This is a genomic window from Janthinobacterium aestuarii (assembly GCF_051380835.1).
Lineage (GTDB): Bacteria > Pseudomonadota > Gammaproteobacteria > Burkholderiales > Burkholderiaceae_D > Janthinobacterium > Janthinobacterium aestuarii.
In genome coordinates, this window is the sequence record NZ_JBNYXU010000001.1 from 1237380 (window position 1) to 1255156 (window position 17777).

15 protein-coding genes are annotated in these 17777 nt (G+C 65.5%); 12 read left to right on the forward strand and 3 right to left on the reverse strand.

Annotation, left to right across the window (positions count from 1 at the left end):
- Positions 1–172 precede the first annotated feature (172 nt).
- The 3 genes from tssM to ACQ4WO_RS05560 are packed head-to-tail and all read left to right on the forward strand — an operon-like array spanning position 173 to position 5766.
- Positions 173–3994: a type VI secretion system membrane subunit TssM gene (gene tssM, locus ACQ4WO_RS05550; protein ID WP_436480532.1), complete on the forward strand. Its 3822-nt coding sequence runs from the start codon at positions 173–175 to the stop codon at positions 3992–3994.
- The gene (gene tagF, locus ACQ4WO_RS05555) at positions 3991–4971 is read left to right on the forward strand and encodes a type VI secretion system-associated protein TagF (protein ID WP_436480533.1); all 981 of its coding nucleotides are present in this window, start codon (positions 3991–3993) and stop codon (positions 4969–4971) included. The genes tssM and tagF overlap by 4 nt, the downstream gene beginning before the upstream one ends.
- 9 nt (positions 4972–4980) lie before the next feature.
- Positions 4981–5766: an OmpA family protein gene (locus ACQ4WO_RS05560; protein ID WP_436480534.1), complete on the forward strand. Its 786-nt coding sequence runs from the start codon at positions 4981–4983 to the stop codon at positions 5764–5766.
- A gap of 127 nt (positions 5767–5893) precedes the next feature.
- Here ACQ4WO_RS05560 and icmH read toward each other — a convergent pair whose 3' ends face one another.
- The 3 genes from icmH to tssJ are packed head-to-tail and all read right to left on the reverse strand — an operon-like array spanning position 5894 to position 8671.
- Entirely contained in the window at positions 5894–6679 is a 786-nt protein-coding gene (gene icmH, locus ACQ4WO_RS05565) for a type IVB secretion system protein IcmH/DotU (RefSeq protein WP_436480535.1), read from the reverse strand.
- A complete protein-coding gene (gene tssK / locus ACQ4WO_RS05570; RefSeq protein ID WP_436480536.1) occupies positions 6676–8046 on the reverse strand; it encodes a type VI secretion system baseplate subunit TssK in 1371 nt (456 codons plus the stop codon). The genes icmH and tssK overlap by 4 nt, the downstream gene beginning before the upstream one ends.
- 37 nt (positions 8047–8083) lie before the next feature.
- The gene (gene tssJ, locus ACQ4WO_RS05575; protein WP_436480537.1) at positions 8084–8671 is read right to left on the reverse strand and encodes a type VI secretion system lipoprotein TssJ; all 588 of its coding nucleotides are present in this window, start codon (positions 8669–8671) and stop codon (positions 8084–8086) included.
- A gap of 278 nt (positions 8672–8949) precedes the next feature.
- On the opposite strand from tssJ, the gene ACQ4WO_RS05580 reads away from it, so the two are divergent.
- The 9 genes from ACQ4WO_RS05580 to ACQ4WO_RS05620 all read left to right on the forward strand — a co-directional run bounded on the left by ACQ4WO_RS05580 (position 8950) and on the right by ACQ4WO_RS05620 (position 17708).
- Entirely contained in the window at positions 8950–9546 is a 597-nt protein-coding gene (locus ACQ4WO_RS05580) for a hypothetical protein (protein ID WP_436480538.1), read from the forward strand.
- A 37-nt stretch (positions 9547–9583) separates the two neighbouring features.
- Positions 9584–10093 carry a type VI secretion system contractile sheath small subunit gene (tssB, locus tag ACQ4WO_RS05585; RefSeq protein WP_436480539.1) on the forward strand — a complete coding sequence of 170 codons (510 nt, stop codon included), beginning with the start codon at positions 9584–9586 and terminating at the stop codon, positions 10091–10093.
- A 1-nt stretch (position 10094) separates the two neighbouring features.
- Positions 10095–11585: a type VI secretion system contractile sheath large subunit gene (tssC, locus tag ACQ4WO_RS05590; RefSeq protein WP_436480540.1), complete on the forward strand. Its 1491-nt coding sequence runs from the start codon at positions 10095–10097 to the stop codon at positions 11583–11585.
- A 32-nt stretch (positions 11586–11617) separates the two neighbouring features.
- Positions 11618–12109 (forward strand): Hcp family type VI secretion system effector, encoded by a 492-nt coding sequence (locus ACQ4WO_RS05595; RefSeq protein ID WP_034750126.1) that lies wholly within the window; start codon positions 11618–11620, stop codon positions 12107–12109.
- 66 nt (positions 12110–12175) lie between these two features.
- A complete protein-coding gene (gene tssE, locus ACQ4WO_RS05600) occupies positions 12176–12652 on the forward strand; it encodes a type VI secretion system baseplate subunit TssE (protein ID WP_436480541.1) in 477 nt (158 codons plus the stop codon).
- Entirely contained in the window at positions 12649–15288 is a 2640-nt protein-coding gene (gene tssH / locus ACQ4WO_RS05605) for a type VI secretion system ATPase TssH (RefSeq protein ID WP_436480542.1), read from the forward strand. The genes tssE and tssH overlap by 4 nt, the downstream gene beginning before the upstream one ends.
- Before the next feature lie 20 nt (positions 15289–15308).
- A complete protein-coding gene (tssA, locus tag ACQ4WO_RS05610; protein WP_436480543.1) occupies positions 15309–16340 on the forward strand; it encodes a type VI secretion system protein TssA in 1032 nt (343 codons plus the stop codon).
- Positions 16341–16382: 42 nt separating this feature from the next.
- On the forward strand, positions 16383–17174 hold the full coding sequence (locus ACQ4WO_RS05615) for a substrate-binding periplasmic protein (protein WP_436480544.1): 792 nt from the start codon (positions 16383–16385) through the stop codon (positions 17172–17174).
- Positions 17175–17195: 21 nt separating this feature from the next.
- Positions 17196–17708 (forward strand): lipocalin family protein, encoded by a 513-nt coding sequence (locus ACQ4WO_RS05620; RefSeq protein WP_436480545.1) that lies wholly within the window; start codon positions 17196–17198, stop codon positions 17706–17708.
- Positions 17709–17777: the final 69 nt, after the last annotated feature.

The window sequence follows — 17777 nt, forward strand, 5'->3', positions numbered from 1 at the left end:
CGCGTATCGGCCCGAATTTCACAGCTGTAAGTTTGCTTGCGCAGCGTCAATGGCCTGCCGCTGCCTGCCGCGCGCTGGTGCCCGGTACTTGTCGTATGTCAACAAAGGCGCGCCCCATTGCTGTCAGCATGGCCGAATCCGCCTTGCTTTGCGACCTCACCCTGGGCTTATCATGCTGCGACGACTCTGGCATTTCCTCACCGACAGCCGCCAACTGACCATGCTCGGCTTCGTGGCGCTGGCCGTGTTCCTGTACCTGGGCGCCGAGGTGCTGGAAGTGGCGTTGATCTGGGCCCTGGTCTTGCTGCTGCTGGCCTTTGCCACCTGGCTGGGCTTGTGGCTGTGGCGCCGGCGCCGTGCGCGGCGCGATGCCCAGGCACTGGGCCAGGCCATCCTCAACGAGGCCGAGATCGCCGCCGCGCAGGCGGCCTCGTCCTCAACGGCCAGCAACACCCAGCAAGGCGAACTCGACGCCGTGCGCACGGGCATGCTGGCCGCCATCGACACCATCAAGACGTCCAAGCTGGGCCTCAAGTCGGGCGCCGCCGCCCTGTACGAATTGCCGTGGTACATGATCATCGGCAATCCGGCGGCCGGCAAGAGCAGCGCCATCCTGCATTCGGGCCTGCAATTCCCCTTCGCCGACGGCAAGATCGTGCAAGGCGTGGGCGGCACGCGCAACTGCGACTGGTTTTTCACGACGGACGGCATCGTGCTCGACACGGCGGGGCGCTACTCCGTCGTCGACGAGCACCGCGGCGAGTGGTTCGGCTTTCTCGACTTGCTGAAAAAATACCGGCGCAAGGCGCCCATCAACGGCATCCTCATCGCCGTCAGCATCGCCGAGCTGGGCGGCGATCCTGATGTCGGCATGCAACTGGCGCGCAGCCTGCGCAAGCGCGTGCAAGACGTCATCGAACGCCTGGAAGTGTTTGCGCCCCTGTACATCGTGTTTACCAAGGCGGACCTGATCGCCGGCTTTACGGAGTTTTTCGCCGATGCCGAGCGCAGCGAACGCGAGCGCGTCTGGGGAGCCACCATGCCCTACCAGCGCAAGTTGCCCACGGCCGACTTGCTGGCCTTTTTCGACCAGAGCTTCGATGAATTGCACGATGGCTTGACGGAGCTGAGCCTGGCCAATATGGCGCACCGGCAACGCAAGACGATGGCGCCCGGCGTATTCACCTTCCCGCTGGAATTTGCCGCCATCAAGCCGGCCTTGCGCGCCTTCATCGCCACCCTGTTCGAGGAAAACCCGTTCCAGTTCCAGCCCGTGTTCCGCGGCTTTTATTTCACCAGCGCGCTGCAGGAGGGCGAGCCCGTCAGCGCTTCCTCGCAGCAGGTGGCGCGCCGCTTCGACCTGGCCTTCGCGCCGGCCCCGGCCGCCGCGCCCTCGGGCGCGCGCCAGCATGGCTATTTCCTGCTGGAGCTGTTCCGCAAGGTGATTTTTGCCGACAAGCACCTGGTGGCCAACTATGCCAACCGGGCCAAGCTGCGCTTCAAATATGCCGTGTTCTTCGCCGCCACGGTGTCGCTGGGCGCCTGCCTGGGCGGCTGGAGCTGGTCCTACCTGGGCAACCGGCAACTGGTGGCCAATGTCGAGGCCGATTTAAATAAAGTGGTCAAGCTGCAGGAGCGGCGCCTGGACTTGCAGTCGCGCCTGGAAGCGCTCGAGATCTTGCAAGACCGCATCGAGCAGCTGGACGCGTACCGCACGCAACGGCCGTGGTCCTTGCGCCTGGGCCTGTACCAGGGCGAACTGCTCGAACGCAAGCTGCGCGAGGAATATTTCGCCGGCGCGCGCCAGGTCATGCTGGCCCCCGTGGCGGGCGCGCTGGAAGCCTTGCTGTTCGAGATGAACGCCAGCGCCGACCAGCTGCAGCCCACGGCGCGCACGCCGCAGACGCCGGCCGCCGCACCCGCAACGCCGTCCGCCGCGCCGCGCAATGTCCAGTACCAGGCGGCCAGCGCGACGAATGTGGAAGATGCCTACAACGCGCTGAAAACCTATCTGATGCTGGCCGATAAGACGCATGCGGAAAGCAGCCACCTGAACGACCAGATGACGCGCTTCTGGCGCGGCTGGCTGGAGGGCAACCGGGGCGCCATGCCGCGCGAGCAGATGATACGCAGCGCCGAACGGCTGCTGACGTTTTACCTGGCGCAGATCGGCGACCCGTCCTGGCCGCGCATCGAGCAGAAGCTGGCGCTGGTCGACCAGGCGCGCGAAAACCTGCGCCGCGTGGTGCGCGGCATGCCGGCGCGCGAGCGCGTGTATGCCGACGTCAAGGCGCGCGCCTCGACGCGCTTTCCCGGCATGACGGTGGCGCGCATCGTCGGCGAGCAGGATCAGGCCCTGCTGGCGGGTAGCTATGCCGTCTCCGGCGCCTTTACGCGCCAGGCCTGGGAAAAGTTCGTCGAGGGTGCGTTTCGCGACGCCGCCAACCGCGAACTGCAAAGCGCCGACTGGGTGCTGAAAAGTGCCTCCACCGACGACCTGACCCTGGAAGGCAGTCCGGAGCAGATCGAGAAAAACCTCGTGGCCATGTACAAGGCCGATTACGCGCGCGAGTGGCAAAAATTCGTGCAGGGTGTGACCGTTGCCGACCTGAAAGGTTTTGACGACGCCGTGCAGGCGATGAACCGCCTGGGCGATCCGCAGTCGTCGCCGATCGCCAGGCTGCTGACGACCATTTACGAGGAAACCTCGTGGGACAATCCGGCCCTGCAAAATGCGCAACTGCGCAAGGCCGAGCGGGGCATCATCGCCTGGTTCAAGGAAACCGTGCTGCGCCGCGCGCCGTCGCAGCTGACGGCCAATCCCGGCGTCAATGCGCAGATCGACCCGGCCCGCCTGGATAAACCGATGGGTCCCGTGGGGCGCGAATTTGCCGGCGTGGGCAAGCTGGTGGCGGCCAGGGACAACAATGCCTCGCTGCTGCGCGCCTACCTGGAAGCGCTGTCGAAACTGCGCAGCCGCCTGAACCAGCTGAAGAACCAGGGCGACGCGGGGCCGGGCGCGCGCCAGTTCATGCAGCAGACGCTGGAGGGCAGCGGCTCCGAGCTGGCCGATGCCCTGAAGCTGGTCGACGAGCAGGTGCTCACGGGGATGAGCGACGCGCAGAAGCAGGCGATACGCCCCATCCTCGTGCGCCCGCTGATGCAGACCTTTGCCGTCATCGTCACGCCGGCCGAACTCGATATCAACAAGACGTGGGCGGCGCAGGTGTACGAACCGTTCCAGAAATCGCTGGCCAACAAATATCCGTTTGCGCCCACGGCGCGCATCGAGGCGAGCAACCTGGAGATCGGCCAGTTCTTCGGTCCGGAAGGCCTGGTGGCGAAATTCGTCACCACATCCATGGGCCCCTTGGTGGTGCGGCGCGGCGACGTGCTGGCGCCGCGCACCTGGGCCGACATGGGCATCAGCCTGGCGCCGCAGGTGGTGGCGCGCTTCCCCGGCTGGATCGCGCCGCTGGGTGCGGGCGGCGTGGCGGCCACCTCGACGGCGGCGCAAACCGTGTTCCAGATCCAGCCGTCGCCCGCGCCCGGCACCCTGGAATACACGGTGGAGATCGACGGCCAGCAGCTGCGCTACCGCAATACCCCGGCGCAGTGGACGAACATGGTCCATCCGGGGCCGCAAGGCGCGGCGGGCCAGCAAGGCGCGCGCATCACGGCCGTCACCTTCGACGGGCGCACGGTGGAACTGTTCAACGAACCGGGGCAATTCGGCTTGAAGCGCATGATCGATGCGGCGGCCAAGAAGCGCAAGGATGGCGGCGTGTTCGAACTGCGCTGGACGCGCGGCGACGTGGCCGTGGCGGTCGACCTGAAAATCACCAGCAGCGCCGAGACGACAGGCGCCGGATCCGCCACGGCGGTGCAGGATCAGGGCTTTCGCGGCATGCAGCTGCCCGAGACGATCGTCGGCATGCCGGGCGTTCCCGTGCCAGTCATGGCCGCAGTTGCGGCGACCGGGGTGGCGCCATGATGCGCGCGGCGCAGCAGGTGCGCCTCGGCTACTTTGGCAAGATTCCCGCGCGCGGCGATTTCATCAAGGCTTGCGACAATCACGCCCTGGTGCAGCTGCTCGACGACTGGCTGGCGCAGGTCATGACCGCGCTGACGGTGGAACCGCGCTGGAAGCTCAATTATGACGCCCTGCCGCCGCTGCGTTTTGCCTTCGTCGGCACGCGCAGCCGGCGCGCCATCGCCGGACGCCTGGAAGCGAGCAACGACCAGTCGCTGCGGCGCTTTCCCTTCATGGCCATGGGCGCCCTCGAAGTCGATGACGCCGAGGCCTTTGTCGCTTGCAGCCCGCTGGCGCTGGCGCCCCTGTGGCAGCGGGTGGAGCAGCTGTCGCAAGGCATCGTGGCCAGCACCGAGCCGGGGCCGGCCCTGCTGGCGCTGGCCGGCAACGTGGTGGAAGTCGAACCGGCCGCGCCTAGCCATGCGGCGCGGCTGGCTGACTTCCTGCAGGCGCAGACGGTGCATGGCCTGCAAGCGATGCTCGCTTCGCCCGCCTTCCCCGTGACGGTGCGCGAACTGCTGCTGGGGCTGGGCCTGCTGCTGCGGCCTGTACGCCAGAGCGGCTTGCCGCGCCTGGAGAAAAGCCTGGTGCTGCCGCTGCCGCAAGACGGGCAGCAGCGCGAACTGGTGGCCAGCTTCTGGCTGCACCTGATCGCGCCTTTCCTGCGCCAGGCCGATTTCGAACTTGCCCTGTTCTTTTCTCACCTCGACGAGGCGCCCGTGCTGGTGATCGGCTTTTGCGGCGCCGACCCGGATGGCTTGCGCGCGCTGATCGACCCGCAGGCCGGCAGCGAACGGCTGATCGTGTTCGACCAGCTGGACTGGCTCGAGGAGCAGCTGGGACACGACGCGGCGCTGCGCCAGTTTTCCGCCTGCCTGCAGCAGGAGCAGCTGTCTCTGCGCTCGGCCTGTGCCATGTTTGCCGATACCTTTGCTTGAAGGACCGCGATGAAATCTTATGCCATTTTCCTGCTGCTTGCCGTGGCCGTTCCCTGCCGCGTCCAGGCGCAAGCGCAAGCACCCCAGACGCCGATGCCGGGGCAAATACTCGTCACGGGTACCCTGGCCGACGAGGCGGGCAAGGCGGCCGTGCTGGCCCGTCTGCGCGAACTGTATGGCGCCGAGCGCGTAGTCGACCAGATCGCCATCGGCAACGTGGCCGTGCCGGCCAACTGGAACGCCTACGTGTGCAAGCTGATCGCGCCGAACCTGAAGCTCATTTCACGGGGGCAGATCACCGTCGACGGCAACAACGTCAGCGTGCGCGGCGAAGTGGCGAACGAGGCGCAGCGCCAGCAGATCGCCAGCGACATCGCCACCAGCCTCAATCCCACCTACATCGTCAACAATGGCTTGCGGGTCAAGGCGGCCGAGGCCGAGCAGGGCTTGCTCGATGCGGCGCTCGATAAACGCATCATCGAATTCGACAGCGGCAAGGCCACCATCACGCCGGCAGGCCTGGCGATCCTCGACGAGATGGCGGCCGTCATGCTCAAGCTGCGCGGACGCAAGGTGGAGGTGATCGGCCACACGGACGACACGGGCCTGCGCGCCAGTAACGTGGCTCTGAGCCAGGCGCGCGCCGAAGCCGTGCGCGCCTACCTGGCCGGCAAGGGCATCGCGGCCGATTCGGTGCTGGTGTCGGGCCAGGGACCGGACCGCCCCGTGGCCAGCAACGCCACGGCCGATGGCCGGGCGAGAAACCGGCGCATCGAGTTCAGGATTGCACAGTAGATTGGGTTGACACCTCACAAAACCGTAGCGAGCGGAAGGGAGAGGCGGTCGAGAAGCGCAACCGTGCTAGAGCACGGTGAGCATCGCAGGCCGCCTATACCGACGCGCAGTAGGTTTTGTGAGGTGTTCAGGGCAGGGTGATGGTCAGGTGTGCCGGCCGTGGCGCCAGCTTGACCAGGTCCGCATACGCGCCCAAGGTCGTTTGCGTGCCGCGCGTCAGATGTGTTTTCAGGCCCAGGTAGGCGCAGATGGCCAGCAGGGCGAAAAAGCTCGACAGCGTCCACAGCGGCACGTCGCTGCCACGCTTGTTGACCACCTGGTCGGGGCGATCCGCGCGCGGCGCGAAGCCACGGCTCTTGCCCTTGATGTGGGCGATCTCGTCGCCCAGGCGCGCCGTCAGGTAGCTGAGTTTTTCGCCGCCGTCGATCGCATACTTGCCCTGGAATCCCAGCAATAAACACATGTGGAAGACCTGCAGCGCCTGCACGCGCATGGCGCCCTTTCCGCGCAAGGCGTCGAGGCGGTCGAAGAAGTGTTCGCCGGCCAGCTGGTCGCCGAAGATCAGCAGCTGCAGCGGGCGCCGCTCCCACTGTTTGCGCAGGGCGAAAGGCGAGGCCAGGATGATTTCATCGACGGCCGCGCAGAACGCATACTTGGCCGCCTCGATATCGTCGCCATCGGCGCGGATTTTTTTCGCCTCGCGTTCGAAGTCGTCGAGGAAGGCCGTGATGCGGTCCATGAAGCTTTGCTCGTCGCCGGGCGCCGAACCGTGCTTCAGCATGAACAGCATATAAAAGCCTTCGTGCATCAGGTCCAGCAGGGCGCTGCCGGCATGCCGGCTGCTGCCTGCCGGGGCGGAACCGCGTTGTCCCAGCAGGGAGGGCGCCGCGCGCCGTTCGATGAGCTGGCTCATGCCGTCACCGCGATCAGTTCGAGCTGCAGGTCGCGTATGCCGGCCGGCACGTAGACGGAAATCGACTGCGCCTTGAGCATCTGCTCATACAGCGCGCCACGGTTTTCAATCGCAAAATAATAGGTATCGGGGCGCACGGGAATGGCGGCCGGCACTTGCGGCGCATGCGACAGCTTCAGGCCGGGCATGGCCGTGAGCACGCATTTTTCCACGTCGTCGGGCGCGCCCACTTTTACGCGCAGCGGCACCACGTCGACCAGTTCGATGGCGGGCATGGCGGCGCGAATCGCCAGGTACAAGGTGGTGTGCTGGTCGATCTTGCCCGAATCGAGCTTGCCCAGGTAGTACGACGGCTTGTCTTCGAGCAGGGTGATGGAAAAATACTTCGACGAGATGACGGTGTCGAGCAGTTCGCGGATGATCGCGTCGATGGCGTCGAAGCAGGCGCCCGGCTGCGCATGGTCGTAGGCGGGCAGGCTGGCCAGGGTGTAATGCTTGGAGTAGCTGAGCAGGCCACCCGCCAGGCCCAGCAGCGCCTCGTACAGGCGCTCCGGATGCAGGGCCGGATGGCGCACATAGTGCATCAGGGCGGCGGCGGCCGTGCTGACCGTGTGCAGCAGCCAGAACGAGGACACGTCGCCCGAGCGGAACTCGATCACGTTGCGGCTCGGTTCGCGGTGGTGGCCGTGCAGCGCGCTCACTTTCGCCTGCAAGGCGTCGAGCAGGTGTTCCAGCACGCCCTGCAGGCGCGGCGCGCCGGCGATCGCCAGGCTGGGCGCCATGAACGAGGGCACGGGTTCGAAGCCGCCCGACACCGTGCGCCGCAGGGCGATCAGCGGCAGGCAGTCGTAGGAGCCGCGCGCTTCGCTGTCGGGAATCAGGCGCACGGTTTTCTTCAGGTAGGCCACGTCGGCTACGGCGGACTCCGTAAACAGGTCGGGCGTGGCGCGCATGGCGTGCGCGAAGCGCGTGCTGGCCGGCGTGCCTGCCGTTGATGCCTGCAGCGTGTAATTCATGCCTTCGCGGTTGAGGATGGGCAGCGCCGCATAATACGTCACTTCCTGCACCGCCGGCGGCAGCGCTTCCAGGTCCACGGGCAGGGGCAGGGTGTCGCTGCCGGGCGCGCCGTCGCCTAGCGCTTCGAATACTTCGCCGTCGCGGAAGATCGCCGACAGCGCTTGCAGGCGCAGGGTGCCCGTCTTCAGCGCCGCCAGGTCCCACTCCATGTGCGCCACGCCCCACAGGTAGGGATGCAGCGCGCTGGCCGTGTGATGCAGGCGCGCTTCGTGATATTGATCCTGGCGCTGGAAATGCTGCGGCCGCAGGAACAGGCCTTCTCCCCACAAGACTTTCGCTGCCATGCCCATCTCGATTCTCCTCGTATGTGTGGCGTGTCTGTTCGTGTTACTGGCAGCGCGGGGCCGACAGCGCGGCCACCCCGCTGATGCTGAGCGCGCAGGCGTGCAGGCCGACGGTGATGCCGCCGCGTTCCGCATCGGCGGCGGCAAAGGTGGCGCGCCAGCGCTGCGCTGCCGGCGCGCGGAACAGGGCCACGACGCCGATGAAATACGCTTCCTTGCTGACTTTTTCCTGAACTTCGTAGCGCTGGCCCGGTACCAGCAGCACTTCCTTGACTTCCATCAGGTCGGCGCCCAGCGCGGCCTTTTCGCGCTGCGTGTCGAGGAAGCTGTCGTACGGTGCCTGTTCGAAGGCGGCGCTCTGGCGCAGCTTGTAGATGCGCGCCACCAGGGCCAGCGGCCGGCCATCGGCATCCGTGTTTAGACGCTGCGCCGCATGCAGGCGGATGCTGACATTGCGCGGCGGCTTTTGTGCGTCCGGCAGTTCCGGCGGCGGCTTGGCGACGCCCGCCATTTGCAGCGCCGCGTTGGCCAGGGTGCCGATGGCGCCGCCTGCGCAGCCGGCCTGCGACGACGCCAGCAACAGTAGCGCGGTGGCGCGGGCCAGACGGCGGAGCATGGCGTCAAATGGCATGGGCGACCTTTGTAAAAAATGAAGGGTGGAAATAAAAGTGGTGCAGTCATTTAAGCGCATGCACTGGCGGCCTGCTTGCGTTGGCGCAAGATCGGCCTGCGATCATGACAATTACTGCGCCAGATCAGGATTCATGGCGCTGTACGCGTCTGTGATGTGGAACTTCTTCTTTGCTGATTAATCTCAATTTGGCAAAAAATTGCCGATCAATAATAGTCTCCACCAAGGCGCCGCCCATCTTTCCCAGCGGTAGCGTCCCCCACGTGAAGGAGTGCCCGATGAAGCCAGTCAGCATCTTGCCCCGTATTGCCTGCCTCGCCAGCGCCTTGCTGCTGGTCGCCTGCGCCACGCCGGACCAGCCGGCGTCCCAAAAACCTGCCGCGCCGACCCTGGCGCAAGTGATGAGCGATGCCGATGCGGCTGCGCGCGCCGGCCAGTACGAACGCGCCATGACCCTGCTACAACGCGGCGGCACCAGCTACCCGGCCGATAAGGCGCCATGGCTGCAAATGGCGCAGATGAAGTTCGACCGCGGCCAGTACGGCGACGCCATCGGCCATGCGCTCGAAGCGCTGGAGCGCGACCCGGACGACAAGGTGGCCAACAGCATCGTCGCCGTCAGCGGCTTGCGTTTGTCCGGCAAGGCGCTGGCCGACCTGTCGCGGCAAAACAATCTGAATGGCTCGCTGCGTTCGGAAGCGCAGGACCTGGCAAAATTGCTGCGCGCAAGCATCGGCGAAGACGTGCTGGTGCCGCCGGCCAAGCGCCCGCCGGCGGCCGGCAAGCGCGCTTCCGCATCCGGCTCCGGCACGCCGGCAGCGAAGGGCGCGACGGCCCCAGGCAGCACGGCGGACCCGTTCAGCGGCCTGAAATAAGCGAGCATCCCCACCATCCCCTTGCAAAGGAAGCGACATGTCCAAGTCCGACAGCGTGCAAAAACGCCTGCAGAAGATCCGCGCGCCGCGCGTGCAAATGACCTATGACGTCGAGATTGGCGACGCGATTGAAAACAAGGAGCTGCCCTTCGTGGTCGGCGTGCTCGGTGATTTTGGCGGCAATCCGGACAGCGAGAAAAAACGTCTGAAGGACCGCAAGTTCGTCGCCATCGACAGCGACAACTTCGACGAAGTGCTGGCCGGCGTGGAGCCGGTGGCCCGTTTCGCCGTGCCGAACCGCATCAGCGAGGCGGGCGGCACGTTCGCCGTTGATCTGCACTTCCGCTCGATGGATGACTTCCGCCCGGAATCGGTGGTGCGCCAGGTCGATCCCTTGCGCAAGCTGCTCGAGGCGCGCACCAAGCTGGCCGACCTGCGCAACAAGCTGGCCGGCAACGACAAGCTGGAAGACTTGCTGACGGAAGTGCTGAACAACACGGACAGCCTGGCCACCCTGAAACCGCAGTTCCCAGCGCAGGAGGATTGAGATGAGCGCCCAGGCAGAATCCCTGGCAGTACCGGCCGCCAATGCGCCGGCCGCCACCGACTTGCTCGACCAGATCGTCGAGCAAAGCCGCGTCGCCAAGTCCGGCGCCGAACATGCGCGCGCGCGCGACCTGATCTCCGAGCTGGTGGCACAGGTGCTCGACGGCACGGTGCTGATGTCCAGCAGCCTGTCGGCGACGCTGGACGGGCGCGTAGCGGAGATCGACCGCCTGATCTCGGCCCAGCTCAGCGAAATCATGCACGCGGCGCCGTTCCAGCAGCTCGAGCAAAGCTGGACGGGACTGCGCTACCTGGTCGGCAATTCCGATACGGGCACGCGTTTGCAGATCCGCATGTTCAACGCCACCAAGCGCGAACTGGTGAAGGATTTCCAGGCCGCGCTGGAGTTCGACCAGAGCAGCATGTTCAAGAAGGTGTATGAAGAGGAATTCGGCACCTTCGGCGGTGCGCCATTCGCCGCGCTGCTGGGCGACTTCGCCATTTCGCGCCAGCCGGAAGATATCTATTTCGTCGAGCAGATGTCGCACATCGCCGCCGCCGCCCACGCGCCGTTCATCGCCTCGGCCGCGCCGGAACTGTTTGGCCTGGAAAGCTACGGCGACCTGGGCAAGCCGCGCGACCTGGCCAAGGTGTTCGACACCATCGAATACGCGAAATGGAAAGCCTTCCGCGAATCCGAGGATGCGCGCTACGTCGGCCTGACCTTGCCCCGCTTCCTGGGCCGGCTGCCGTTCAATCCCATCGATGGCACCACGGTCGAAGGTTTTAATTTTGTCGAGGAAGTCGACGGCAGCGACCATCACAAATACCTGTGGTGTAACGCCGCGTATGCGTTCGGCAGCAAGCTGACAAGCGCCTTTGCCGACTACGGCTGGTGCGCCGCCATCCGCGGCGTGGAGGGCGGTGGCCTGGTGGACGACCTGCCCACCCACACCTTCAAGACGGACGAGGGCGACGTGGCCCTGAAATGCCCGGCCGAAGTGGCGATCACCGACCGCCGCGAAAAGGAATTGTCGGACCTGGGCTTCATCTCGCTGGTGCACTGCAAGAACACGGCGTATGCGGCGTTTTTCGGCGCCCAGTCGGCGCAGAAAAGCCGCAAGTACAACAGCGACGCGGCCAACGCGAACGCGGTGCTGTCGTCGCAGCTGCAGTACATCTTCGCCGTGTCGCGCATCGCCCACTACATGAAGGCCATGATGCGTGACAAGATCGGCAGCTTTGCGGCCGCCTCCAACGTGGAAGATTTTTTGAACCGCTGGCTGATGCAGTACGTGCTGCTCGACGATAACGCCAGCCAGGAACAGAAGGCGCAGTTCCCGCTGCGCGAGGCTTCCGTGCAGGTGCATGAAGTGCCGGGCCGGGCCGGTGTGTACCGCGCCGTGTCCTTCCTGCGGCCGCACTTCCAGCTCGATGAATTATCCGTTTCGCTCCGACTGGTCGCGGAGTTGCCGAAGTCGACCAATTCCTGATTCCCCCCATCTTTCAACCACAGGAGCACACCATGGCAATCGATGTATATCTGCAGATAGACGGCATCAAGGGCGAGTCCACCGATGACAAGCACAAGGACTGGATCGAGTGCAAATCGGTCAGCTGGAGCGTCGAGCAGCCGAAGTCCGCCACCGCCTCGACGGGCGGCGGCCACACGGCTGAACGCTGCGAGCACAAGGACATCGTCATCTCCAAGCTGGCCGACCTGGCCTCGCCGGTGCTGCTGCAGACCTGCTCGGCCGGCAAGACCATCCCCAAGGCGCGCTTCGAATTCATGCGCGCCGACGGCCAGGGCGAGCGCGTCAAGTACTTTGAAATCGAAATCGAGAATGTGCTGATCGGCGCCGTGACGCCGAACGTGGAAGAGGGCGACATCCTCGGCGAACACGTCGGTTTCAAGTTCTCGAAAGTGAAGTGGAAATACACGCAGCAAAAAGTGACGGGCGGCGCCGGCGGCAATACCTCGGGCGGCTGGGACCTGGCCGCGAACCGCGTGGCTTGATCCATGGTGCGCGGCGCGCAGCGGCCACCAACGCCCGCGCGCCGCGCCGATTTTTCAGGAGAGCGCATGGACAGTTATGTACCTGGCCTGTTCGACCGCCTGATGGGCGATGGCGGTGCGGCGGCGGGCGGCGTGGCGGTGCGCCTGTCGCTGGAACAATTGAAGGATGCGGTGGCGCGCGACCTGGAAGAACTGCTCAACACGCGCGTGGCGCTGCCGCCCGGCGCGCTCGACGCCTATCCGGAATGCGCGGCCTCCATCGTCAACTATGGTCTGATCGATTTCGCCGGCATGTGCTTGTCCAGCAGCGATGACCGCGCCCGCATCTGCGCCGCGCTGAAGGGCGCCATCGAACGGCACGAACCGCGCCTGCGCAATGTGCGTGCCCGCCTGGAGCGCGAAGCGGGCGCCATCAACCGGGTCGGCTTCGTCATCAGCGGCACCCTGGCTGTGAAGGCTGGCGGCGAGATGGTCAATTTCGACGCCGTGCTGCAGCCATCGTCGCTGCGCTATTCGATCAACCGCAAGGGAGCCGCCGCATGAGCACTAATTTGAAAATCCTGATCGCCAAACTCAATGACACGGCGCGCACGGCCGCCACCCGCGCCGCCGCCATCTGCGTGGGACTGGGTCAGTATGAAGTCGATATCGAGCACCTGTTCCTGGCGCTGCTGGAACAGGAGCGCAGCGATTTCGTCACCATCGCGCGGCGCAGCGAAATCAGCCTGACGGCGCTGGAGGCGGACCTGCGCCGCGAGATCGGCGGTTTCCGTACCGGCAGCGCGCGCACGCCCGTGTTTTCTCCCCATCTGCCGCTGCTGTTCGAACACGCCTGGCTGATCGCTTCGCTCGATGCGGCGCAGCCAGGCCCCATCCGCAGCCGCCACCTGTTATTGGCGCTGCTGACGGAGCCGGAACTGTCGCAGCTCGCATACCGCGGCTCGAAGCTGTTCGCCCGCTTCAGCGTGGAGCAGCTGAAACACCATCCGGACAAGCTGACGGCCGGCTCCGAGGAGGAACGTGCGGCAGTGCCGCAACGTTCCGATACACCTGATGATCCTGTTGCGGCCCTGGCCAGCAAAACCCCGGCGCTGGACCAGTTCACCACCGACCTGACGCAGCTGGCGCGCGACGGCAAGCTCGATCCCGTGATCGGCCGCGAGACGGAAATACGCCAGGCCGTCGATATCCTGCTGCGCCGGCGCCAGAACAATCCGATTCTCACGGGCGAGGCGGGCGTGGGCAAGACGGCCGTGGTGGAAGGCCTGGCCTTGCGCATCGCCGCCGGCGACGTGCCCGAGGTGCTGCAGGGCGCGCACATCCACGCGCTCGACATGGGTTTGCTGCAGGCCGGCGCCAGCGTGAAGGGCGAGTTTGAAAGCCGCTTGAAAAACGTCATCGACGAGGTGACGAAAAGCCCGCACCCGATCATCCTCTTCATCGACGAGGCGCACACGATGATCGGCGCCGGCGGCCAGGCGGGGCAGAACGACGCGGCCAATTTGCTGAAACCGGCGCTGGCGCGCGGCGCCCTGCGCACCATCGCCGCCACCACCTGGAGCGAATACAAAAAGTATTTTGAAAAGGATGCGGCGCTGGCGCGGCGCTTCCAGGTGGTGAAGGTGGAAGAACCGAGCGAGGACATCGCCTGCGCCATGCTGCGCGCCATGGCGCCGCTGATGGAGCGCCATTTCGGCATCCGGGTGCGCGACGCCGCCATCGTCGAGGCGGTGCGCCTGTCGCACCGCTACATCAGCGGGCGCCAGCTGCCCGACAAGGCCATCAGCGTGCTCGATACGGCATGCGCCAAGGTGGCGCTGGGCCAGCGCGCCACGCCGGCGCAACTGGAGAACGCGCACCGGCGCCAGGAACGCATCGGCGCGGAAATCGCTGCCTTGAGCCGCGAAGCGGCCGATGGCGAAGTGCCCGATAAAACCGGCGCCGCGCGCCTGACGCAGCTGCGGCACGAGCATGAAGAAGGACAGACGCAGATCGCGGCGCTGGCGCAGCGCTGGGAGCGCGAAAAGGCGCTGGTGGCGCAGATCGGCGACTTGCGCACGCAGCTGCGCGGCGAGCGGCCGGGAGAGGTCGGCGCGCCGCGCCTGCTGGCGCTGAAAGAAGAATTGGCGGCCCTGCAGGGAGAGGCGCCGCTGTCGCCGCTGGAAGTCGATGCGCAGGTGGTGGCCGGCATCGTCGCCGGCTGGACCGGCATCCCGCTGGGGAAAATGTTCAAGGACGAGATCCGCACGGTGCTGACCCTGGATGGGGCGCTGCGCGAACGGGTGCTGGGACAGGACCACGTCATCGCAGCAGTGGCACAGCGCGTGCGCACGGCGCGCGCCAGCCTGGACGACCCGAACAAGCCGCAAGCCGTGTTCCTGTTCACGGGGCCGTCCGGCACGGGCAAGACGGAAACGGCGCTGGCGCTGGCCGACCTGCTGTACGGCGGCGAGCGCAAGCTCATTACGATCAACATGAGCGAATACCAGGAAGCGCACAGCGTGGCCGGCCTGAAAGGCTCGCCGCCCGGCTATGTCGGCTATGGGGAAGGCGGCGTGCTGACGGACGCCGTGCGGCGCCAGCCCTACAGCGTGGTGCTGCTCGATGAAGCGGAAAAAGCGCACCCCGACGTGCTGGAGCTGTTCTTTCAGGTGTTCGACAAGGGCGTGCTCGATGATGCGGAAGGGCGCGAAGTCGATTTTCGCAACACCATCATCATCGCCACCTCGAACTTGGGTTCGGGCGCCATGATGGCCGCCTGCCTGAACCGGGTCGCGCAAGACTTGCCCACGCCGGCCGCGCTGGAAGAACTGGTGCGCCCGCAACTGGTGGCGCATTTCAAGCCAGCCTTGCTGGGACGCCTGAAGGTGCTGCCGTTCTATCCCCTCAGCGACGCGGTGCTGGCCGAGATCATCCACCTGAAGCTGGCGCGCATCGGGCAGCGCATCGCGCGCAATCACCAGGCGCAGTTCAGCCATGACGCAGGCCTGGTCGATGCCGTGCTGGCGCGCTGCACCGAGGTCGATTCGGGCGCGCGCAATGTCGACCAGATCCTCAACGGCAGCCTGCTGCCGGCGATCGCCGAAGCGGTACTGGCGCGCATGGCCGAAGGCGTGCCGGTCGCGTCGATACGCGTCAGCGCGAACAAGCAGGGGCAGTTCAAGTACACGATCCGATAATCCACCTTCCGGAGAGCGCCATGTTCAATCTGGAGCAGTTGCTGCATCCCGTCAGCGCCGTCAGTCCCTGCGGCGACGACATCACTTTCAGCCAGGAGCTCGACGCCATCGCGCGCGCGCGCCAGCACGACGACCCCAGCCTGGACCAGGGCGAGTGGGTGACGGCGCTGAAGGAGGCCGACTGGCCTTTCGTGGCGACGCGCTGCGAACAGCTGATCGCCACGCACAGCAAGGATTTGCGCGTGGCCGTGTGGCTGGCCGAGGCGCACGCGAAAACGCGCCACTTCCGTGGCCTGGGCGATGGCTACGCGCTGCTGGCCGGCCTGTGCGAGCGTTACTGGGACGGCCTGTATCCGCCGGCGGAGGAGGGCGACCAGGAACAGCGCATCGGCAATGTCTTCTGGCTGCTGTCGCGCACGCCGCAACTGTTGCGCGAGATCCCGCTGACCGACGGCGCCAACGGTCTGTATTCGCTACAGGATTTCGATACGGCGCGCCAGCGCGCGGCCGCGAGCCTGGCGCAGGGCGCAGCGGATCAGGGCTGGGGCGATACGCGCCATGAAGAAGGGGCGAGCCTGGCGCAGATGGAGGCGGCGCGGCAAAGGAACTCGCGCGCATTTTCCGACGGCTTGCTGGCCGATGCACAATACTGCATGCAGTCGCTGCTGGCGTTCGAACGCAGCGTCGATGCGCGTTTCGGTGTTGATGGCCCGAGTTTTCGCGCCGCGCGCGAAGCGCTGGAAAACGCCATTCACTTCATCGCGCCGCTGTCGCCTCGCGCGGACTTTGCCGGCGCGTCGCCCGCCGCCGGCCAGGGCACCAGCGGGGGCGGGGGCGCCATCGTGCAGCGCCAGCAGGCGCTGGCCCAGTTGCGCCAGGTGGCCGATTTTTTCCGCCGCACGGAACCGCACAGCCCCGTCGCCTACCTGGCCGACAAGGCTGCCAGCTGGGGCGAGCTGCCGCTGCACCTGTGGCTGCGCGCCGTCGTGAAGGATTCAAGCACCCTGGCGCAGCTCGACGAAATGCTGGGCACGAACAGCGCAAACGGGTGATGGTGGTTGCCCCTTCCATGCTAATCTTCGGGCATGTTCAGAATGCTCATCCTGCCTGCCGCGCTATGCCTGTTCATCGCGGCCAGCGCGCGGGCCGAGGGGCCGACGCCGCTGGTGATCTATGGCGACGACGATTATCCGCCGTACTCCTACGTCGACAACGGCCAGTTGAAAGGCATCTACACGGAGATCGTGCGCGAAGCCGTGCAATCGATGCCGCAGTATGCGGTGCAGCTGCGTCCCATACCCTGGAAACGGGGCGTGCTGATGCTGCAGACGGGCGAGGCGTTTGCCCTGTATCCGCCGTATTCGTGGCGCAGCGAGCGGCCGTACGTGCGCTATTCCGTGCCGCTGCTGATGGAGCAATTGGTGGTGCTGTGCAACCAGGACGTGCTGGCCAAACGCACGCTGCGGCAGTGGCCCGCCGATTATGGCGGCCTGCACATCGGCGTGAATGCCGGTTTTTTGCTGGGCGATGCAAAGCAGACGGCAGCCGTGCAAGCGGCCAATATCGTGTTCGATACGGCCAAGGGCACGCGCACGAATCTGCTCAAGCTGATGCGCGGGCGTATCGATTGTTACGTCAGCGACCGCCTGTCGGCGCAGTGGGAATTGCAGCGCATCCGGCGCGAGGGGCCGCCGGGCACGCCGATGCAGGCAATCGAGGAAACGGCGCAGCTGGCCAGCCAGCAGGGCCACCTGGGTTTTACTGAGCGTAGGCCTGCCGCCTACCCTTATCGCGATGACTTTATCGAACAATTCAATGCCGCCATCGTGCGCATGCAAAACAATGGCGCGATCCGCCGCATCGTCGACCGCGCACTGCAACCCTGATTCAAGCTGATGGAGAAAATCATGAAAAAACTGCTGTTCCTGTGTGTGCTTGTGCTGGCCGGGTGCGTGGGCCGGCCCGAGAATATTGTGCCAGTTAGCAACTTCGACACGACCCGCTATCTGGGAAAGTGGTATGAAATCGCGCGTCTGGACCACTCGTTCGAACGGGGCCTGAGCCATGTGACGGTCGACTACAGTCTGCGCCAGGATGGTGGCCTGAAAGTGCTCAACCGCGGCTACAAGGATGCGGACGCTGTCTGGAAGGACGCGGAAGGCAAGGCGTATTTCGTCGACAAGAAAGACGTGGGCTACCTGAAAGTGTCGTTTTTCGGCCCCTTCTATGGTTCCTACATCGTCTTCGACCTCGACCAGCAAAATTACAGCTATTCCATGATCAGCGGCCCCGACAAATCCTACTTCTGGTTGCTGTCGCGCACGCCAACCATGGACCCTGCTTTGCAGCAGCGCCTGATCGAGAAAGCCGGTAGCCTGGGTTTCGATACGTCAAAATTGATCTACGTGAAGCAAAACTGATCTTGCTTGCCTGCCGCCCGTTCGTGGCGGCATACCACCTTCTGGTTGTTGCTTTTCTGCATGTTATTT